General features: G+C 65.4%; 20 protein-coding genes. 11 read left to right on the forward strand and 9 right to left on the reverse strand.

Annotated features, from left to right (window positions below; all coding sequences use genetic code 11):
• Positions 1-26: 26 nt before the first annotated feature.
• Together fliP and AB5K84_RS17150 are read right to left on the reverse strand one after the other, a co-directional pair.
• Positions 27-779 (reverse strand): flagellar type III secretion system pore protein FliP, encoded by a 753-nt coding sequence (fliP, locus tag AB5K84_RS17145; protein ID WP_028173298.1) that lies wholly within the window; start codon positions 777-779, stop codon positions 27-29.
• On the reverse strand, positions 776-1756 hold the full coding sequence (locus AB5K84_RS17150) for a flagellar biosynthetic protein FliO (protein ID WP_011088558.1): 981 nt from the start codon (positions 1754-1756) through the stop codon (positions 776-778). Before AB5K84_RS17150 ends, fliP begins: the two co-directional genes overlap by 4 nt.
• A gap of 351 nt (positions 1757-2107) precedes the next feature.
• Between AB5K84_RS17150 and flgB the strand changes: the two genes are divergently transcribed.
• The 9 genes from flgB (at position 2108) to atzF (ending at position 11327) form a co-directional block, all read left to right on the forward strand.
• Positions 2108-2512, forward strand: a complete 405-nt coding sequence (gene flgB / locus AB5K84_RS17155) for a flagellar basal body rod protein FlgB (RefSeq protein ID WP_011088557.1) — start codon at positions 2108-2110, stop codon at positions 2510-2512.
• Between the two features lie 39 nt (positions 2513-2551).
• Entirely contained in the window at positions 2552-2977 is a 426-nt protein-coding gene (flgC, locus tag AB5K84_RS17160) for a flagellar basal body rod protein FlgC (RefSeq protein ID WP_007602149.1), read from the forward strand.
• 16 nt (positions 2978-2993) lie between these two features.
• Positions 2994-3302 (forward strand): flagellar hook-basal body complex protein FliE, encoded by a 309-nt coding sequence (gene fliE, locus AB5K84_RS17165; protein ID WP_011088556.1) that lies wholly within the window; start codon positions 2994-2996, stop codon positions 3300-3302.
• Between the two features lie 118 nt (positions 3303-3420).
• Positions 3421-3684, forward strand: coding sequence for a flagellar biosynthesis protein FliQ (gene fliQ / locus AB5K84_RS17170; protein WP_011088555.1), 264 nt, complete (start codon positions 3421-3423; stop codon positions 3682-3684).
• A 17-nt stretch (positions 3685-3701) separates the two neighbouring features.
• The gene (gene fliR, locus AB5K84_RS17175) at positions 3702-4472 is read left to right on the forward strand and encodes a flagellar biosynthetic protein FliR (RefSeq protein ID WP_011088554.1); all 771 of its coding nucleotides are present in this window, start codon (positions 3702-3704) and stop codon (positions 4470-4472) included.
• A 7-nt stretch (positions 4473-4479) separates the two neighbouring features.
• A complete protein-coding gene (gene flhB / locus AB5K84_RS17180; RefSeq protein ID WP_011088553.1) occupies positions 4480-5559 on the forward strand; it encodes a flagellar biosynthesis protein FlhB in 1080 nt (359 codons plus the stop codon).
• 154 nt (positions 5560-5713) lie between these two features.
• A complete protein-coding gene (gene cckA / locus AB5K84_RS17185; RefSeq protein ID WP_011088552.1) occupies positions 5714-8299 on the forward strand; it encodes a cell cycle histidine kinase CckA in 2586 nt (861 codons plus the stop codon).
• Between the two features lie 471 nt (positions 8300-8770).
• The gene (locus AB5K84_RS17190; RefSeq protein ID WP_011088551.1) at positions 8771-9772 is read left to right on the forward strand and encodes a Tim44 domain-containing protein; all 1002 of its coding nucleotides are present in this window, start codon (positions 8771-8773) and stop codon (positions 9770-9772) included.
• Positions 9773-9941: 169 nt separating this feature from the next.
• Positions 9942-11327: an allophanate hydrolase gene (atzF, locus tag AB5K84_RS17195; RefSeq protein WP_110116571.1), complete on the forward strand. Its 1386-nt coding sequence runs from the start codon at positions 9942-9944 to the stop codon at positions 11325-11327.
• A gap of 10 nt (positions 11328-11337) precedes the next feature.
• Here atzF and AB5K84_RS17200 read toward each other — a convergent pair whose 3' ends face one another.
• The 4 genes from AB5K84_RS17200 to AB5K84_RS17215 all read right to left on the reverse strand — a co-directional run bounded on the left by AB5K84_RS17200 (position 11338) and on the right by AB5K84_RS17215 (position 14854).
• Positions 11338-12063: a Crp/Fnr family transcriptional regulator gene (locus AB5K84_RS17200; RefSeq protein WP_028173302.1), complete on the reverse strand. Its 726-nt coding sequence runs from the start codon at positions 12061-12063 to the stop codon at positions 11338-11340.
• Positions 12064-12153: 90 nt separating this feature from the next.
• Entirely contained in the window at positions 12154-12993 is an 840-nt protein-coding gene (locus AB5K84_RS17205) for an ABC transporter ATP-binding protein (protein ID WP_162603635.1), read from the reverse strand.
• A gap of 20 nt (positions 12994-13013) precedes the next feature.
• Positions 13014-13838 (reverse strand): ABC transporter permease, encoded by an 825-nt coding sequence (locus AB5K84_RS17210; RefSeq protein ID WP_342714407.1) that lies wholly within the window; start codon positions 13836-13838, stop codon positions 13014-13016.
• A 14-nt stretch (positions 13839-13852) separates the two neighbouring features.
• The gene (locus AB5K84_RS17215) at positions 13853-14854 is read right to left on the reverse strand and encodes an NrtA/SsuA/CpmA family ABC transporter substrate-binding protein (RefSeq protein ID WP_162603634.1); all 1002 of its coding nucleotides are present in this window, start codon (positions 14852-14854) and stop codon (positions 13853-13855) included.
• 316 nt (positions 14855-15170) lie between these two features.
• Here AB5K84_RS17215 and AB5K84_RS17220 point away from each other — a divergent pair, with 316 nt between their 5' ends.
• Together AB5K84_RS17220 and AB5K84_RS17225 are read left to right on the forward strand one after the other, a co-directional pair.
• Entirely contained in the window at positions 15171-15845 is a 675-nt protein-coding gene (locus AB5K84_RS17220; protein WP_028173306.1) for a hypothetical protein, read from the forward strand.
• A 78-nt stretch (positions 15846-15923) separates the two neighbouring features.
• Positions 15924-16631, forward strand: a complete 708-nt coding sequence (locus tag AB5K84_RS17225) for a glutathione S-transferase (RefSeq protein ID WP_110116568.1) — start codon at positions 15924-15926, stop codon at positions 16629-16631.
• A 304-nt stretch (positions 16632-16935) separates the two neighbouring features.
• Here the strand turns inward: AB5K84_RS17225 and AB5K84_RS17230 are convergent, their stop codons facing one another.
• The 3 genes from AB5K84_RS17230 to AB5K84_RS17240 all read right to left on the reverse strand — a co-directional run bounded on the left by AB5K84_RS17230 (position 16936) and on the right by AB5K84_RS17240 (position 18673).
• Positions 16936-17610 (reverse strand): methyltransferase family protein, encoded by a 675-nt coding sequence (locus AB5K84_RS17230; RefSeq protein ID WP_011088543.1) that lies wholly within the window; start codon positions 17608-17610, stop codon positions 16936-16938.
• A 118-nt stretch (positions 17611-17728) separates the two neighbouring features.
• Positions 17729-17902: a hypothetical protein gene (locus AB5K84_RS17235; RefSeq protein WP_166465998.1), complete on the reverse strand. Its 174-nt coding sequence runs from the start codon at positions 17900-17902 to the stop codon at positions 17729-17731.
• Between the two features lie 291 nt (positions 17903-18193).
• Positions 18194-18673 (reverse strand): hypothetical protein, encoded by a 480-nt coding sequence (locus AB5K84_RS17240; protein WP_097532186.1) that lies wholly within the window; start codon positions 18671-18673, stop codon positions 18194-18196.
• Positions 18674-18856 lie beyond the last annotated feature (183 nt).

The raw sequence follows: 18856 nt of genomic DNA on the forward strand, positions 1-18856 counted from the left end.
TTCGTCGCCTGAGGACGGCTGTCGCCTCATCCCCCGTAGCTCTGCACCAAGCTCCCAGCCACCAGCGACCAGCCGTCGACCAGAACGAAGAAGATCAGCTTGAACGGCAGCGATATCGTTGCCGGCGGCAGCATCATCATGCCCATCGACATCAGCACGGAGGCGACGACGAGGTCGATGATCAGGAAGGGCAGGAACAGCAGGAAGCCGATCTCGAAGGCGCGCTTCAGCTCGGAGATCATGAAGGCGGGGATGAGGATGCGGAGCGCGAGCTCGTCGGGGGTGGCCGGCGGCGGCTCGCCGGAGAGGTCGAGGAACAGCTTGAGATCCTTCTCGCGCACGTTCTTCTGCATGAAGCCGCGCAACGGGACCGAGGCGCGCTGGAGCGCATCCTCGACGCCGATCTGGTTGGCGACGAGCGGACGGATGCCTTCGTCGTAGGATTTTTGCAGGACCGGCCCCATCACGAAGAAGGTGAGGAACATCGCGAGCGCGATGATCACCGAGTTCGGCGGCGCGGTCGCCGTGCCCATCGCGGTGCGCAGGAGCGACAGCACGACCACGATGCGCGTGAACGACGTCATCATGATCAGGATCGACGGCGCGATCGACAGCACCGTGAGCAGCGCGATGAGCTGAATCGCGCGCTCGGTGACGCCGCCGCCCTGGCCGCCGAGATTGATGCTGATGTCCTGCGCATGCGCCAGGCTTGCGAGCGAAGCCGCGCCGATCAGGACAGAAAGAAAAAGAACTCTACGCGGGAGGGCCGGCAGCCTCACGAAGACGGCTTCGGACGGCCGAGCAGGGAGGCCATCTCGTCTTCGAGATTCTCAAAGCTGGTCTTTTCCGGGGCAGGCTTCGGCGGCGGGGCCGGGGGTGCCGGCGGTTCGCTGCGTGCGGCGCGCGGGGGAGCGGCCGGCGGCTCCGGCGCAACCGGAGGCGCGACCGTCTCGCCGGCCGGGCGGCGCAGCGCAGCCTCTAACCGCTGCGCCATTTCGGCCAGATTCTGTTCGGCGCTTGAGGGCGCAGCAGGAGCGGGGGGCGGCGGCGGAACGGGCGGAGCCTGCGGCACGGGCGGAGGCGGCGGCGCAACCGCGCGCTCGGCGCGCACGGGCGGCACCTTCGCCGGCTCGCTTTGGCGCGGCGGACGCGGCATCAGCGGCGGCTCGCTGCGGGCAACGCGCGGTGGTAGCGGCAGCGGCTCAGGCCGCGGCTCGCGCTCGGGACGCGGCGCGATCGGCTCGGGCGGAAAGCCCGCCAGCGGCGGCTCGCTGCGGCGTTCGGCCAGTGCGGGCGCGGGCCGGCGGACTTCGTCGGCGAAGGACGGGCGCGCGGGCCGCGGCGGCGGCTCGGGCATTTGCGGCTCGGGATGATCGAGCATCTCGGGCCGCGGCACTTCGTCGGCCCAGCTGCCGGCATCGGGCATCGGGGCAAGGCGCGGCGGTTCGGCGGCGTTGGGACGCTGCGGAAGCTGGTCGCGGCCGGGCGCGGCGCGCACGATGTTGGGCTCGACGACGATGTCGGTCGGGCCGCCGATCATCAGGAGGTGTTCGACATTGTCGCGCCGGACCAGCACCAGGCGGCGCCGGCCGTCGACGGCGGCAGCATCGATCACGGCGAGCCGGGGCATCCGGCCGCGCTGGGTGTTGGCGCCGAGCCGGCTGCTGGCGAATCGGCGAACCAGCCATGCAGCGACGCCGATCAACGCCAGAACGACGATGAACGCGACGATGAAGGTGATAGGGCTGCCTTGCATACTTGTCCCCGAGAAATGGCGCTCTTCTCGTGCCAATGGTCAGACGCGCCAACCACCGGCCTACGATGCCCCAAACTGCGATCTCTTAACGTCCCACGGCAAGTTTTGCCGTCCCCAACTCTTAATAACCTATGAATCGCCCGATCCAAAACGACTTCTTGGCCTGTGCATGCGCCGCCAAGCGGTTGGGTTAATGCCACTTTTGGAGGCGTAGAATCACGGGGGAACGAATCCGTGTCCCGGCCCGGGACATGCATCTGTGACATCCTTAACCACCTGTTAACCATACAGGCGGCAAATTCTGCCTAGCTTCGGACCCTGGGTCCGGAAGAGGCGGAAGGAGCCGCGACGATGTCCATCAACGACCTCCCGGTGCTGTCGGCGCTTCGCACCAAGATGCAGTGGCATCAGGAACGCCAGCGCGTCCTGTCCGAGAACGTCTCCAATTCCGACACGCCCAAATTCCGGCCGCGCGACCTGGTCGAGCCGAAGCTCGACAGGGCTGGCGCGGTCACGGGGTCGATGGGCCCGCTGGCTATGACCGTCACCAGCGCGTCTCATATGACGCCATCGGGCGCGGCCTCGGGTTTCGACCAGAACAGGAATGCCGGCTTCGAGACCCGCCCTGCGGGCAACGCCGTCAATCTCGAAGAGGAGATGATGAAGGCCGCCAGCAACCAGATGGATTACGCGGCGGCGACCTCGCTCTATTCGAAAAGCCTGCGTCTGCTCAAGACCGCGATCGGCAAGGGCTAGAGCATGATCCCGGAACAGAAGAGCTAGAGGAGGCGCATCATGGCCAATGACAGCAGCGACTTTGCCCGCTCGATGGCGATCGCGACCTCCGGCCTGCGCGCGCAGGCCGGGCGCATGCGGGTGATCTCAGAGAACATCGCGAACGCGGATTCGACGTCGCAGACCGCAGGCGGCGATCCCTACCGGCGCAAGGTGCCGACCTTCTCCTCCGCGCTCGACCGCACGCTCGACGCGCAGGTCGTCACCCTCGGCAGGATCAAGCCGGACCAGTCGAACTTCCGCACCAAATACGAACCGAACAATCCGGCCGCCGATGCGACCGGCAACGTCAAATATCCCAACGTGAACTCGGTGGTCGAGATGACCGACATGCGCGACGCGCAGCGGTCCTACGAGGCCAATCTCAACATCATCAGTGCGACGCGCCGGATGATCCAGCGCACGCTCGACATCCTCAAGAGCTGAACAGGACATTTGAGCCATGGCATCACCGACAATCGCCGCCAACGCCTATGCCAACCTTGCCCGCGTGCTGGAGAACAGCGGCGCCGGCAAGGGCAGCGAAGCAAGCGGGCAGTCCTTCGCCTCGCTCCTGAAGGACGCCGTCGGCAGCGTCATGGAGTCCGGGCGCAAATCCGACGCGCAGACCGTGGCGATGGCCGCCGGCAAGGCCAACGTGATGGACGTGGTGACGGCGGTCGCTGACACCGACGTTGCCGTCTCCACGCTGGTCTCGGTCCGCGACCGCGTGATCTCGGCGTATGAAGACATCATGAAGATGCCGATCTGATTTTTAGGCACGTCATTCCGGGGCGGTGCGAAGCACCGAACCCGGAATCCCGAGATTCCGGGTTCTCGCTTCGCGAGCCCCGGAATGACGACAAACAATTCAAAGTGAGAAATCGAAAATGACCGGACCCGAGACCCTCGACGTCGCGCGCGATGCGATCTGGACGATCGTGATCGTGTCGTCGCCCCTGATGGTGGTCGGCCTTGTGGTCGGCGTGATCGTGTCGCTGTTCCAGGCGCTGACGCAGATCCAGGAGCAGACGCTGATCTACGTGCCGAAGATTCTGGCCATCTTCGCCACAATGCTGTTGGCGCTGCCGTTCATGGCCGACTCGCTCCACGCCCACATGCTGCGGATATCGTCGCGAATCATCGGCGGCTGAGGCAAGATGCGTAGATTATGCGCATCGACGTCTCGCTGCTGCCGGCGCTTGCGGCGGCCTTCATGCTCGTCTTCGCCCGGGTCGGCGCGATGGTGATGCTGTTGCCGGGCCTGGGCGAGACCAACATCCCGACGCGGGTGAAGCTGTCGATCGCGCTCCTGCTCACGCTGATCATCCTGCCGCTGCATCGCAGCGCCTATCACGTCGACATGGGCTCGCTGGCGCCGCTTCTGGTGCTGATGTTGCATGAGATCGCGATCGGCATCGTGCTGGGGGCAACCGCGCGCGTGACGCTGTCGGCGCTCCAGGTTGCGGGTTCCGTGATCGCGCAGCAGATGGGGCTCGGCTTCGTCACCTCGGTCGATCCGACGCAGGGACAGCAGGGCGTGCTGGTCGGCAACTTCCTGACCATGCTCGGGGTGACGCTGCTGTTCGCCACCGACAGCCATCATCTGGTGATCGCGGCGCTGAACGACAGCTATGCGATCTTCTCGCCGGGCGAGACCGTGTCGAGCGGCGACGTCGCCTCGCTTGCAACGCGCGCCTTCGCCGCCGCGTTCCGCCTCGGCCTGCAGCTCTCCGGACCGTTCCTGGTGTTCGGCCTCGTCTTCAACATTGGGCTCGGGGTGCTGGCGCGGCTAATGCCGCAGATGCAGGTCTATTTCGTCGGCGTGCCGCTGTCGATCTTCGCTGGCTTCCTGGTGCTCGCCGTGGTGCTCACGGCGATGATGGGCACCTTTCTGGACTATTTCATCGGTGTCATGCACCAGATGATGCCGCTCAAGTAGGTGATCGATGGCGGAAGACAACGATCCAGAGAGTCAAACAGAAGACCCGACGCAAAAACGCCTCGACGAGGCGCTCGAACGCGGCGATGTCGCCAAGAGCCAGGAGATCAACACCTGGTTCATGATCGCGGGCGGCACGCTCGTGGTCTCGACCTTCTCGGGCTCGGTGGGCAGCGGGCTGGTGACGCCGATGCGCAACCTGCTCGCCAATTCCTGGATGATCAAGACCGACGGCCGGGCCCTGCTGGCGCTGCTGCAGCAGATCGAATTCGCCGTGCTCGCGGCGATTGGCGTGCCCCTGCTGATGCTGGTGCTGGCGGCCGTTGCCGGCAACATGCTCCAGCACCGCCTGGTCTGGTCGGCCGAATCCCTCAAGCCCAAATTCAGCAAGCTCTCGCCCGCGGCCGGTTTCAAGCGCATCTTCGGCAAGCAGGCGGCCGCGAACTTCCTGAAAGGCCTCGGCAAGCTGATCGTGCTCGGCGTGGTCATGGGCACGATCCTGTGGCCGGAGCGGCATCGCATGGAGGCGATGGTCAGGCTCGATCCGGCCGCCATGCTCGGCGCCACCACCAGCTTGACCATTCACCTGCTCGGCGCGGTGGTCGCGGCGCTCGCGATCATCGCCATAGGCGACTACTTCTTCCAGTACCGAAGCTGGTTCCAGCGGCAGAAGATGTCGCTCCAGGAGATCAAGGAAGAGTTCAAGCAGTCCGAAGGCGACCCGCACATCAAGGGCAAGATCAGGCAGCTGCGGCAGCAGCGCGCCAAGAAGCGCATGATGGCGGCGGTTCCCAAGGCCTCCGTGATCATCACCAACCCGACCCACTTTTCGGTGGCGCTGTCCTACGAGCGCGGCATGCAGGCACCGATCTGCGTCGCCAAGGGCGTCGACAATCTCGCCTTCAAGATCAGGGAGATCGCGCGCGAGCACGACATCCCCATCGTCGAGAACGTGCCGCTCGCCCGCGCGCTCTACGCCACCGTCGAGATCGACCAGGAAATCCCGACCGAGCACTACCATGCGGTCGCCGAGGTCATCGGCTACGTCATGCGGCTGAAGCGCGGATTCGGCGCCGGGCGGGGATAAAATACCCGAAAAGTACCGGAAATGGCCGTAATCTGGGAATCAGCGTACCTTTCGCCCTTGCTGCCCTTGCGCCTGCGGGTCCGATTCAGGCAGGGAGGACCCCACGCGCGCCGCAGCGCGTTGATTCTCTGCCGACAGGCTGCGCCAGCTCGATATGACTGCTGAGACCGACCACGACCTCACACGCGAGCCCGTTGCGGCGCACGAGCCTTCGCCGCGCTCGGGCAGCATTGCGCTGGTGCTGTTGGTGGCCGCCGGCCTGGTCGCGGTCGCCGTCGGGCTGATGACGCTCGGCCGCGCGCAGGCGCAGCCCTATATCCTAGGAATCCTCGCCGTGCTGGCGATGGTCGGCCTGTTCAACCTGTTCGCCTTCGCCGCCGGCATCATCCGCTTCGCCGACCGCAGTCTCGACGATCCAGTCGTGGGTCGTATCGCCGATCATGGCTTCGACGGGCTGGCCGTGACCGATCCGCGCGGCCATGTGGTCTATTCCAACGCGGCCTATCTGACGCTGACCGGTGCCACGAGCCCGCAGGACGTGCGCCCCGTCGAGCGCGTCTTCATCGGCAATCCCGACGTCTCCGAAGCCGTGTTCCGTCTGCTGAAGGCCGCCCGGGAAGGCAAGCGGCAGCAGGAAGAGGTGCGCATCTCCGGCCACGACGGCAGCCAGGGCCGCTGGCTGCGCATGCGGGTGCGCCCGCTCGGCACCGGAAAGCGCGAGGCGAAATACGCGGTGTGGTCGATCGCCGACATCACCCGCGACCGCGAGCGCCAGGAGGACGTGTTCCAGGAGCTCCAGCATGCGATCGAATATCTCGATCACGCGCCTTGCGGCTTCTTCTCGGTCAATCCGGCCGGCGAGCTCGCTTACGTCAACGCGACGCTGGCGAACTGGCTCGATTACGACCTCGCCGAGATCGGCTCGGGCGGGCTGAAGCTCGCCGACATCGTCTCCGGCGACGGCGCTTCGCTGCTCAGCTCCATCGTGGCCGTGCCGGGCGAGGTGAAGACCGAGGTCTTCGACATCGACCTGCGCATGCGCACCGGCAAGACCATGCCGGTGCGGCTCTATCACAAGCTCGCCTTCGGCGCCGACGGCGCGCCGGGGCCGTCGCGCACGCTCGTGATCAGCCGCGCCCGCGACGAGCGCAGCGATCCGGACCGTGCCGCCGAAGTGCGTTTCATGCGCTTCTTCGACCACACGCCGATGGCGATCGCCACCGTCGACCGCGGCGGCAACGTCGTGCGCGCGAACGCGCGCTACGCCAAGCTCGCGCAGGGCCTCGGCCTCGACAGCGCCAGCAAGTCGATCTTCCGCGCCATCAATTCACGTGACCGCCACCTGGTGATCACGGCCATCAACCAGGCCGCGGAAGGCAAGGCCGACATCGCGCCGGTCGAGGTGGCGCTGGAAGGAACCAAGGAGCGCTGGGGCCAGTTCTTCGTCACGCCGGTCGACGCTGCCGAGAACGACGCTGAAGCCGCCATCGTGCACATGCTCGAGACCACCGAGCGGCGCGCGCTGGAGAACCAGATCAACCAGTCGCAGAAGATGGAGACGGTCGGCCAGCTCGCCGGCGGCATCGCCCACGACTTCAACAACGTGCTGTCCGCCATCATGATGGCGAACGACTTCCTGCTGAACGCGCACAAGCCGACCGATCCGTCGTTCCAGGACATCATGCAGATCAAGCAGAACGCGACGCGCGCCGCGACGCTGGTGCGGCAGCTGCTGGCGTTCTCGCGGCGGCAGACGCTGCGCCCGCAGGTGCTGGATCTCGGCGATGCGCTTTCCGACCTCACCATGCTGCTGCGCCGGCTGATCGGCGAGAAGGTCAAGCTCGACCTGATCCACGGCCGCGACCTCTGGCCGGTGAAGGTCGACGTTTCCCAGTTCGAGCAGGTGATCGTCAACCTCGCGGTGAACGCCCGCGACGCCATGCCCGACGGCGGCAAGCTGATCATCCGCACCGCCAACGTCGCCACCGAGGATGCGGGCAAGCTCGCCTACAAGGGCATGCCGGCGGCGGACTATGTGCGGATCGAGGTCGCCGACACCGGCACCGGCATCCCCGCCGACATCCGCGACAAGATCTTCGAGCCGTTCTTCTCGACCAAGGAAGTCGGCAAGGGCACCGGCCTCGGCCTCTCCACCGTCTACGGCATCGTCAAGCAGACCGGCGGCTTCATCTATGTCGACTCCGAGCCGGGGCAGGGTACCTCGTTCCACATCTTCCTGCCGCGCCACCATGCCGAGCCGGAAGTGCAGGTCGAGCAGCCCGCGGCAGTGGTCAGCACGGCCAATGGCGCCGCGAAGGAAGCCGTTCCCGCCACGGCCGAAGCGAAGCCGCGCACCGATCTGACCGGACAAGGCACGATCCTTCTCGTCGAGGATGAAGAAGGCCTGCGCGCCCTCAACGCACGCGGCCTGCGCTCGCGCGGCTACACCGTGGTCGAGGCCGAGAACGGCGTCGAGGCCATGGAGATGCTGGAGGAGCAGAGCGGTGCGATCGATCTCGTCGTCTCCGACGTGGTGATGCCGGAGATGGACGGCCCGACGCTGCTGAAGGCGATGCGCGAGAAGAACCCTGATATCAAGTTCATCTTCGTCTCCGGCTACGCCGAGGACGCGTTCGAGAAGAGCTTGCCCGAGGGCCAGCAGTTCGACTTCCTGCCAAAGCCGTTCACGCTCAGCCAGCTCGTGGCGGCGGTGAAGGAGACGATGACGAAGCAGGGGTGAGCGCTGCGCGTGGGATGCACACACCGCGCGGCAATCTCCGCCGTCGTCCTGGCGAACGTCAGGACCCATACCGCGTGATCCATCGATTGCGCGCGGGGCCAATCCGGAACGACCAGTCTTCGCCAAACCGCTTCTTGGGATAATGGGTCCTGGCGTTCGCCAGGACGACATCGAGGAGACCGCGCGCAATTGTCCCAACACCGTCATTGCGAACGTGGCGAAGCAATCCAGACTGTCTCCGCGGAACCAGACTGGATTGCCTTGTCGCAAGGGCTCAATGACGAGGAAAAAGCGGAATTTTAGCCCTAAAGGCCGCCGGTAACGGGCGACCATGGCCCTTCGCGCGCGGCCCGGCCAAACCCCCGCCAAATATGGGCTTTTGCCACATCCCCGCGACTGAGGGCCGCAGCTACAAGTTCCGAAACCGGCTTCACTTTTCGCTCCGGCTGCCCATCTTAGGGGCACGTCCCCATGCCGGGGATTTGGGAAACGAACATGAATTTCTCGCAACGCTCCCGCAGTCTCTTCAAGACGATCGCCGTCGTGCTGGCGCTTGCGCTGCCGACAGCGCTGGCGATCTCGTCCGCCGACGCGCGCGTCGGTGGCGGCATGTCGTCGGGTTCGCGCGGCTCGCGGACCTATTCGGCGCCGCCGTCAACCACGACCGCGCCGGGCTCGACCTCGCAGTTCAACCGCACCTACACCCAGCCGGGCGCAGGCATGAATTCGGCCGCGACCGCGCCCGCGCGCGGCGGCCTGTTCGGCCGCGGCGGCGGTTTCCTGGGCGGCCTTGCGGCCGGCTTCCTCGGCGCAGGCCTCTTGGGCATGCTGTTCGGCGGCGGCCTGTTCGGCGGCCTCGGCGGCCTGTCGTCGATCCTGGGCCTGATCATCCAGATCGTGCTCGTGGTGTTCGTGGTGCGGCTGGCGATGTCGTGGTGGCAGCGCCGCCACACGCCGCAGGCGGCCTATGCCAACGCTGATGCAGGTAGCGGTCCGGGACCGCAGACGAGCTATCGCAGCGGCCTCGGTGGCGGTCTCGGCGGCTTCGGTTTCGGCGCCAACAACGCGCCGCTCGAGATCAAGCCGGTCGACTATGAGGCGTTCGAGCGCCTGCTCGGCGATGTCCAGACCGCATGGTCGAACGAGGACGTGGCCAAGCTGCACACGCTCGCGACGCCGGAAATGGTCTCCTATTTCGAGCAGGACCTCGGCCAGAACCGCGCGCGCAACGTCGTCAACAAGGTCACGAACGTGAAGCTGTTGCAGGGCGACCTCGCGGAAGCCTGGCGCGAGGGCGAGACCGACTACGCCACGGTGGCGCTGCGCTTCGCGCTCACCGACAAGACGCTTGACCGCAACACCGGCGCTGTGGTTGCCGGCAGCGAGCAGCCGGGTGAGGTCACCGAAGTCTGGACCTTCGCCCGACGCCCGGGCGGCACCTGGGAATTGTCGGCGATCCAGCAGACCAACTGATCGCGAGCGAATTGAACAATCAGGGCGTCGTGCTTCGGCACGGCGCCTTTTTCTTTGAGCCGCATTTATCCCCGATCCGGCCGACCATTTGGGCGAAGCACTTAATTGCTTGTTGCCCGCGCGCTGCTCCCGCAATTTCGCGCCTGCCGGTCAGCGAAGGAGATATTCGGTGAGTCAGTCTGTCGCGCGCTCCAGGACAAATCACGAAACCATCGCCAGGAATTCGTCATCGGCGCTGGAGGCGATCGAAACGGCGTACGACCGGATCGAGGCCGAGCGCGAGCGCAATTGCTGGATCTATCTCCGCCCGCGGGAGGAGGCGCTGGAAGAATGCCGCAAGCTGGTGGCGCGCGCGCGGACGGGCGAAAATCTTCCGCTGCTCGGCATTCCCTTCGGTGTGAAGGACAATATCGACGTCGAGGGAATGCCGACCACCGCCGCATGCCCGGCGTTCAGCTACACGCCCTGGCATTCCGCGCACAGCGTCGAACGCCTCACCGCGGCCGGCGCAATTTGTCTCGGAAAGACCAATCTCGACCAGTTCGCCACAGGCCTGTCCGGCGCGCGTTCGCCCTATGGCCCCTGCGCGTCGGTTGCCGACGCGCGCTATGTTTCGGGCGGCTCCAGTTCCGGGTCCGCGGTCGCCGTGGCGGCCGGGCATGTCGCGTTCGCGCTCGGCACCGATACCGGCGGATCCGGCCGCATACCTGCCGGCTTCAACAACATCGTCGGAATCAAGCCGACCGTTGGGCTGGTGTCATCACGCGGGCTGGTGCCGAATTGCCCGACGATCGATTGCGTCTCGGTGTTCTGCAATACCGTCAGCGACGGCGAGGCGATCATCGAAATTATCGAGGGGTTCGATTTCGAAGATCCCTACAGCCGCGTGCCCAGGGCCTTTTCTTTCGCCACAGGGACGGTGCCATCGTTCCGGTTCGGCCGCATCGCGTCCGCCGATCTCGAATGCTTCGGCATGCCGGAATGCGGCGAGCTCTATGAGCGCGCCTGCGAGCGTTTCACGCAGATCGGAGGAACGGCGATCGAGGTGGACTTCGCCCCGTTCCGCCAGGCCGGGGAGTTGATGTTCAGCGGGCCCTGGGTCGCGGAGCGGCACTCGGCCATCGCTTCGCTGATGGACATCGATTCCGGCTCCCTGCTTGACGTCACGAGGACCGTGCTGGGCTCAGCCGCCGGCTATTCAGCGATCGACACGTTTGGTGCCATTCACCGGTTGCACCGACTTCGCCGCGACGCCGAGGCGATCTTTGCGGGTATCGATGCGCTGGTGGTCCCGACCGCACCGCGGCCGTTCACGCTGGAGGAGATGGATCGCGATCCGATCACGCTCAACAATCGCCTCGGCTACTACTCGTACTTCGCCAATCTGCTCGATCTCTGCGGCGTGGCGGTTCCGAACGCGACATTGCCGAACGGCATGCCCATGGGCGTGACCCTGCTGGCGCCGGCCTGGCATGATCGCGCGCTGATCGGACTGGCGCGGCGGTTCGAGGCCAGTGCAGGCCGAGCGGCTTTCGAATTGAAGTCTGGCGGCTGAAGGGCGGATATTATTCCATCCCTTGCCCGAGCGTCGAAAGATCCAGGATCGAAATCACGGATCTGTCGTACCTGATCACGCCTTCCTCCTGGAGCCGCGCGAGTTGTACTGTTACCCATTGGCGGGTGGAGCCGATGAGATTGGCGAGATCGCCGTGGGTAAACGGCATCCCGACGACGATCTCGCCGCCGCGCTTCACGCCGTAGACGTGCGACAGGAAGATCAACAGGCTGTGCAGCCGCTCGGTCACCGAGCGCGTCCCGAGCATCTGGGCCATCGCCGAATAGCATCGCGCCTTGAATGCCAGGGCATCCAGCAAGGCGACGGCGATCGTCGGCGATTCGAGCGCAAGCCGCCGCAGCGCCGGTCCGGGCATGAACGTCAACCGGCTGCGTTCGGCCGCAACCGATGTCCACATGTGCGGGCCCGTTCCGAATATATCGGGGCCGCCGACGAAGTTGCCGGGAAACCAGTAGGCGAGCGTGACCTCGCGCCCCGACGGCGCCGCATAGTAGCTGCGGATGCGTCCCTCGCTGATCAGGTAGATCCCGGCCTGTGTGTCGCCCTGAGACCAAACGAGTTGGCCGGCTTCCAGGGCCTTCTCGCGTCCGATCGCACGCAGCCGATTGCAATCGGCCCGGCTGAGACCGTCCAGCAAGCCGGGCAGCGGCCTGACGAGATTGTCCGACTCGGCCAGCATCACGCCTGCCGCTATCGCGCTATTCGCCCTGTGCATCGCCGGCTCCACTGTGAGACCCGGCATCGATTATTCAAGAACCATGCCAGCGCGCTGCCGGCTGCTGCTCGATTTCCGAGTTCTGGGCGATCAGCTCGCGTCCGACTGATTGAACGCCCGCAGCCCTTCTGCGCGGATGACGTCGAGACAATCCTTCTTGAGGGAAAGATAGGTTGGCTCGACCATGACGGCACTCGACCGCGGGCGCGGCAGCTTGACCGCGACTTCGCGCAGGATGCGGCCGGGTCCCGCGCTCATGATGAGAACGCGGTCGGCCAGCACGATGGCTTCATCGATGTCATGGGTGACGAACACGATCGTCGCCTTGATCCGGTCGCGCAGCTCCAGCAGATTGTCTTGCATCACCGCCCGGGTCTGGGCGTCGAGGGCTCCGAAGGGCTCGTCCATCAGCAACACGCGGGGCTGATTGGCCAACGCTCGCGCGATCGCCACGCGCTGTTGCATGCCGCCGGACAGCGTGTTCGGATAGGCGTCGGCGAAACGCTTGAGACCGATCATCGCGATCAGATCGTCGGCGATGGCATTCGCTTCCGTCCTGGACTTCCCAAGCATCCTGGGGCCGTGGGCGATGTTCCTGCGGACAGACTTCCAGGGGAAAAGATGCGGCTGCTGGAACACCATGCCGACATCGGGGCGCGGGCCGTAGACACGCGAGCCCTCGACCAGGATGTCGCCTTCAAACGGCACTTCCAGTCCGGCGATCGTATTGAGCACCGTCGACTTGCCGCAGCCGGAGGGCCCGACGATGCAAACGAACTCGCCAGGTGCCACGTCAAAGGAAACGCGATCCACCGCGATGGTCTGCCCGCGATTGGTGTCAAATACGATGCTCAGGCTTGAGACTTGAATGGCCGGTTGTTTCCGCGCCGATTCGACGGAGGCGGGCGAGCTTGCCAGAGCCAGTTTCATGATCGATCGAGGTCCCGACATCAGCGCCACCAGACGGTACGTTCTGCAAGCGCCGAAAACAGCCGGTCGGCAATGAACGAAATCAACCCGAGCGCTGCGAGCCCGCCCATGACCTGGCCCGTTTGCAAATTCTGCTGCGCAATCTCGATCCTGTAGACAATGCCGGCGAAAGCGCCGGCAAGTTCGGCCGCGACAAGCGTGTAGAAGGAGATGCTGACGGCGGTGCGCAACCCGACCACGATGTAGGGAAGCGCGCCCAGCAGCACGATCTCCTGCAGCATCTGCCGCCGTGGCGTGCCGAGCATCAACGCCGCCCGAATCAGGCCGCGGTCGACCTTCTGCACGCCGATGTGGGTCGAAAGCCAAACCGTGAAGAACACGCCCCATACGACGAGGAACAGTTTTCCCGCTTCCGACAGGCCGAACCAGAGGATGACGATCGGCACGAAGGCAATCGGCGGAATTGGCCGCAGGATATGGAATAGCGGGGAGAGCAAGCTCGAGATGACAGGGAATTGGCCGGTGAGGATGCCGAGCAGGATGCCGAGCGCGCCGCCCACGATGAACCCCGTGGTGACGCGAAAGAGGCTGGCCAGCAGATCGCCAAGGAACTGTCCGCTTCGTATCCACTCGAGGACCGCCGCAGCAACCACCGTCGGCGGCGGAAACAGCACCATGTTGACGGCCCCGGAACGAGAGACCAGTTCCCAAAGGCCGACGAACAAGGGAAGCGAAAGCGCCCCGATCAGAATGTTGAGGCGGCGAAGACGGGCTGAATCCGGCCGCCGACCGCGACCGTCGGTCCGGAGAGCAATCTCCTGTCGTGCTGAAGTGCCGTCCTGCATGGCTGTGCGGGTGCCTATTTCCACGAGAGGGTGACGCGTGCGGGGTCGACCTTCTTCAGTGGCTCGGCGACGACGACCTTGCTGAAGTCGGGCATCGCCGCTCCCGGAGGATGGTTGCCGCTCTCGAGGCGCCATGCGGAGTGAGTCTTGAGAATCTCGATCAGCCGATCGTCGAGACGCACCCGGTAGACATAGTCGGCCCAGATGGGAGCGAGGTCGTCCCGCTTCATGCCGACCGCGTCCGCCACCACCGTGATCGCTTCGTCCTGATGTGCCTTCATCCAGACCTCGGCATCGATCAGTGCGGCGATGAACTTCTCGACCACCGCAGGGTTGGCATCCAGATAGGTCCTCATGACGACGATGTTGAACGTCTCGGAGTAGGTGCCCGTTGTATCGAGCTCAGCGACGGCTTCGCCCAGGGCCTTCTTCGCGTTGGCGATGTGGGGTTCCCAAGTGTCGATCGCGTCGATGCTTCCGGCTGCCAGTGCCGGCAGCATTTCCTGCGGCCGCAGGTTGACGAGGGTGACATCCTTGGGCGTCAATCCCGCCGACTTCAGCAACGTCGCCGTGTAGACCTCGCTGCCTGTGCCGGCCGTGAATCCGATTCGCTTGCCGCGAAGCTCTGCCTTGGTCTTGACGCCGGCCTTGGCCGCGACGACCGTCTTGAGGTCGGAATATTCCATGCCGGCGACGAAGGCGATGGGTTGGTTTGCCATCGCCGAAGCGGTGACCGGCGCCTCCGCCGTCGTCGCGATGTCGGCGCCGCCCCCGATCACGGTGTCCAGGCACTGCTTGCCGGACGTGAAGTTCGAGACCGTGATGTCCAGTCCGTTCTTTTCGAAAATCCCCTTCGATTTGGCGACGATCGCAAGGCCGGAGATCGGTCCGAGGTTCTGCGCCAGCCGGGCTTTGAGCAATTCCGCGGCCGAGGCGCAGCCCGGACCGATGGCAACGCAGCAAAGCGCGGCATAGCCGGCAATTGCCGCAATTGGGCGGACGGTGTTCCAGTGCATGACGATCTCCCCTCGCGCCGCGCCCGGCGGCAGCCCCGATATGATCGCGGATGCCGCCCTGAACGGCTCCGCAACGGACTCCCGCGTCCTCCCCTGGGCGATCGCTTGAGGATCGGCCCGTGCTGGCATGCTCACCCGGCGCTACGGTCCCGGGAAGCAATTAATCGACACGGCCTTCGGGGGCGGCCGGTCCCGCGCCTCCGCTCGAGGTGACGCGCGGTGGGCGGCCGGAATAATGTCCGTCGTGACGGGTTCGTGTCAGAGGGTCAAAGACGGGCCAGCCAAGAGCAATCGCAGGACCAAACGGGAGGATAGGATGAACTTTATTGCCAGGGTCATCGTACCAGCAGGCGCTGCGCTCGCGGTCTTCGCAAGTCCATCGGTGCTGGCGCAGTCAGCCGATATGACCTTCTTCGTGACCTCGAGCGGGCCGGGCAAGGGTGCCGATCTCGGCGGCCTGGAAGGGGCCGATGCGCACTGCCAGAAGCTCGCTCAGGCCGTCGGCGCCGGCGCCAAAACCTGGCGCGCCTATCTCTCGACCCAGGCCGCCGACGGCAAGCCGGCCGTCAACGCGCGCGACCGCATCGGCAAGGGGCCGTGGCAGAATGCGAAGGGCGCGGTCATCGCCAAGGATGTTGCCGAGCTTCATGGCCCCGCCAACAACCTGACCAAGCAGACGGCGCTCAGCGAGAAGGGTGAGGTCTCCAACGGAGTCGGCGATACGCCGAACCGCCACGACATTCTCACGGGGACGCAACCCGACGGCACTGCATTTGCCGCCGGCGACGACAAGACCTGCAAGAACTGGTCGTCCAGCACGCAAGGTACTGCGGTCGTCGGCCATGCCGACCGGCGGGGCCTGCGTGACGACGAGCCGTCGAAATCGTGGAACAGCTCGCACCCCTCGCGCGGTCCCGATGGCGGCTGCTCGCAGGCCGATTTGAAGAGCACGGGTGGCGACGGGCTGCTGTATTGCTTCGCGGCGAATTGAGGCGCGGAACACCGTCCACCGTTATCGAGTTCGTGGTTGCGTGCTACACTTGCCGCAACGCAATCACGGACTGTTTCCATGAAATACGAGCTCTACTACTGGCCCGAGATTCAGGGCCGCGGCGAATATGTGCGGCTGGCGCTGGAGGAGGCGGGTGCGGCCTACGTCGACGTTGCGCGCGGCGCGCGCGGAACGGCCGCGATGATGAAGATGATGGACGCGCATGAGGGCACGCCGCCCTTCGCGCCGCCATTCCTCAAAGCCGGCAAGCTCGTCATCGGCCAGACCGCCAACATCCTGCTCTATCTCGGCGCCCGCCATGCCCTCGCGCCGAAGACGGAAGCAGGCAAACTCTGGGTGCACCAGCTCCAGCTCACCATCACCGACCTCGTGCTGGAGGTTCACGACACCCATCATCCACTTGGGCCCTCGCTCTATTACGAGGACGCGCGGCCTGCGGCGAAGAAGCGCACGGCCGAGTTCTGGAGCGAGCGCGTGCCGAAATATCTCGGCTATTTCGAACAGCTGCTCGCCGGCAATGGCGGCACTTACGTCACCGGCCGCCGGCTGACCTATGTCGACCTCTCGCTGTTCCAGATCGTCGCCGGGCTGCGCTATGCCTTCCCCAGGCGCATGAAGGCGTTCGAGGCAGACATACCGGGCCTCGTCGGCCTGCACGACCGCGTCGCCGCGCGACCGAACATCAAGGCCTACCTTGCGAGCGAGCGTCGCATTGCCTTCAACGAGCAGGGCATCTTCCGGCGCTACAAGGAGCTCGATAGTTAGCCGGTCCGGAGGGAGGCTGGCGGCAGCCCCCGTTCCGGACCGGCCGTTTCGGGCGCGATCAATCGCCCGAACGCGTCGTGGCTCCCGAGCATCTGTGAACGCTCCGGACCAGATCGATCGTTTGAATCATCAGGGGCGGGAGCGAGGTCATGCTCGTCAGGGCAGGGGGGCTTGCAGAACATCGTCGCGTCTCCCGTTCACGTGGGTGCGGGCTCCCTCTAGCGGGCTTCGGTTGCGGCGACGTCAGTCGATCGGAGGAGGGCAGGCGCTTTTCCCTGGAGTTGCACGGGACAGAGATGCGCGCTCACCACACGCCGGGTAGCAGACGGTAGCGCACCCGCATCGCATAGTCGGCATAGCCCGGCAGGCCCTCGCGCAGCGTGCGCTCCTCGATGCGGATTCGGACTGCTAGCAGCGCGAGGAAGAGCGGCTCCATCGCAAGACCCCACCACGAGCCCAGCAGCAGCGGGACGCCGGCGAAGAACAGGATCATGCCGCTGTACATGGGATGGCGCACATGCGCGTAGGGCCCCGTCGAGATCACGTGCTGCGCGCGTTCGGCTTGCAGCTTCACCACCGGCGCGGCGAACGAGTTTTCGCGGAACACCCACATCGTGAACAGCGTCGAGGCGAGGAACAGCACGAGGCCGAGGACCTGCAAAGCGAGCGGCATGCCGGAGGCAAGCTGGCGCCGGTCGAGGCCCATCGCGACCAGCCAGGCCAGTATCGCGAGCACGAACACGGCGATGAACGCCTTGTCGGCGGGCGGCTGGTCTTTCTGGATGACCGGACGGAGACGCTCGGCGAGCAGCGCCGGATCAAGCCGGTAGAGCCACCAGCCGCAGAGCGGGCCGAGTAGCGCGGAGGCGATCAGCATCACCCAGGCGCCGGGCCACTGCAGCGTGCCGGCGGACGCGAACAGCAGCGCGCCCGTCGCGACGACGAAGACCGTGTTCTGCAACAAGAGCCGTGCGATCATGCGCGCAGGTCCCGGGGCAATCCCGCGCCATATTGACCCGGCTATCCGGCAAAGATGCGGCCGGACACGCGAAAAGCCCGATCGACCGGATCGGGCGCTTCAACTTCGGCAGGCCGGATCAGGCGAGCTGATCGATCCGCGTGCCCTGACCCGGCGGCAGCGGCACGGGCGGCTGCGGCTTGTAGGTCGGGTCGGTATCCTCAGTCTTGGCCTGATCGTCCTGCTGCTTGGTCGTGTCGTAGCTCGGGACCACGATCGCGATCGGCGGCGGCGCAACGGTAGAAACGCTCATCCACAAATCCTCACACATGGAAACAATTGAGTCTGTCCTGCGAGGAGGGAAATTTCCCTCAAGCCAATCGTTAAAATGCGAGGGATCTGGTGCGGTGGGAGGCGTCTTCGCGCCTGTCATTGTGCAATTTCAACGGGCGCCAACTCTCTCATCCGTCATTGCGAGCGCAGCGAAGCAATCCAGTCTGTCTCCGCGGAGGGACTCGCAATGACGGAGTATGCAGCGGGCGACGTTACGACACACGCGAGTCGCGCCTGCGGAAAGCGCGAGGCCTGCGGCAGACGCGCCGGCCTACTCGTCCTTCGGACGCGTGATCGCGATCGAGGCTTCCGTCTTGGTGCGCGAGCAATCCATGTTGAGGCGCTTGAAGCGCATCGACACCTTGTCGCCGCGGAGCAGGCCCATGCGCTTCAGGCAGCGCGTTGCGCCTTTGGCGGTGTCGTCCTTCGGCACCGTGAAGATGATCGCGGCCGCGGACGCGACGAGGTCATAGAACTGCGGCGTCGGCTTGCGATCGCCCTTGGCATAGAGCTCGTTGGAATAGTTTTGCCCCTGCGCGCGGCAACCGAGCGAGAGCTCCTTCGCCGCCGGGTGGGTGAGGTAGATGATGTTGGCGGCCTTGAAGTTGACCTTCAGCCTGTCGATGCCGCTCGCAAGCTGCTTTGCGATGTCATCGCACTGGTCCGCGCGGGCAGGCGAGGCGAGGGTCACAAGGCCGGTGATGGCGGCGGCGACCAGGATCGCGCCGCGGACGTTCGGTTCGAAAATCATGATGAAAAGCCCCTTAGGGCGCGCATTCAACCTTCGTCGCGCGCCGAGCGCAAGGGGTGGACGCAAGGCCTGCCGGGCACGATCATCGCCACCTGCGTCCGGCCGACGGTGACCGAAAAAGGACCGTCATGACGTCGAATCGGGATGCCCCGATCGCGCCGGAACGCCTTCCCTTTACGGCAA

The organism is Bradyrhizobium sp. 1200_D9_N1_1 (assembly GCF_052075915.1).
Taxonomy (GTDB): Bacteria; Pseudomonadota; Alphaproteobacteria; order Rhizobiales; family Xanthobacteraceae; genus Bradyrhizobium; species Bradyrhizobium diazoefficiens.

Bases quoted from the DNA above. Each gene is read 5' to 3' on its own strand.
- AB5K84_RS17150 (WP_011088558.1), bottom strand. From the start codon at position 1,756: ATGCAAGGCAGCCCTATCACCTTCATCGTCGCGTTCATCGTCGTTCTG.
- flgB (WP_011088557.1), top strand. From the start codon at position 2,108: ATGTCCATCAACGACCTCCCGGTGCTGTCGGCGCTTCGCACCAAGATG.
- flgC (WP_007602149.1), top strand. From the start codon at position 2,552: ATGGCCAATGACAGCAGCGACTTTGCCCGCTCGATGGCGATCGCGACC.
- fliE (WP_011088556.1), top strand. From the start codon at position 2,994: ATGGCATCACCGACAATCGCCGCCAACGCCTATGCCAACCTTGCCCGC.
- fliQ (WP_011088555.1), top strand. From the start codon at position 3,421: ATGACCGGACCCGAGACCCTCGACGTCGCGCGCGATGCGATCTGGACG.
- fliR (WP_011088554.1), top strand. From the start codon at position 3,702: ATGCGCATCGACGTCTCGCTGCTGCCGGCGCTTGCGGCGGCCTTCATG.
- flhB (WP_011088553.1), top strand. From the start codon at position 4,480: ATGGCGGAAGACAACGATCCAGAGAGTCAAACAGAAGACCCGACGCAA.
- cckA (WP_011088552.1), top strand. From the start codon at position 5,714: ATGACTGCTGAGACCGACCACGACCTCACACGCGAGCCCGTTGCGGCG.
- AB5K84_RS17190 (WP_011088551.1), top strand. From the start codon at position 8,771: ATGCCGGGGATTTGGGAAACGAACATGAATTTCTCGCAACGCTCCCGC.
- AB5K84_RS17200 (WP_028173302.1), bottom strand. From the start codon at position 12,063: ATGCACAGGGCGAATAGCGCGATAGCGGCAGGCGTGATGCTGGCCGAG.
- AB5K84_RS17205 (WP_162603635.1), bottom strand. From the start codon at position 12,993: ATGAAACTGGCTCTGGCAAGCTCGCCCGCCTCCGTCGAATCGGCGCGG.
- AB5K84_RS17210 (WP_342714407.1), bottom strand. From the start codon at position 13,838: ATGCAGGACGGCACTTCAGCACGACAGGAGATTGCTCTCCGGACCGAC.
- AB5K84_RS17215 (WP_162603634.1), bottom strand. From the start codon at position 14,854: ATGCACTGGAACACCGTCCGCCCAATTGCGGCAATTGCCGGCTATGCC.
- AB5K84_RS17220 (WP_028173306.1), top strand. From the start codon at position 15,171: ATGAACTTTATTGCCAGGGTCATCGTACCAGCAGGCGCTGCGCTCGCG.
- AB5K84_RS17225 (WP_110116568.1), top strand. From the start codon at position 15,924: ATGAAATACGAGCTCTACTACTGGCCCGAGATTCAGGGCCGCGGCGAA.
- AB5K84_RS17230 (WP_011088543.1), bottom strand. From the start codon at position 17,610: ATGATCGCACGGCTCTTGTTGCAGAACACGGTCTTCGTCGTCGCGACG.
- AB5K84_RS17235 (WP_166465998.1), bottom strand. From the start codon at position 17,902: ATGAGCGTTTCTACCGTTGCGCCGCCGCCGATCGCGATCGTGGTCCCG.
- AB5K84_RS17240 (WP_097532186.1), bottom strand. From the start codon at position 18,673: ATGATTTTCGAACCGAACGTCCGCGGCGCGATCCTGGTCGCCGCCGCC.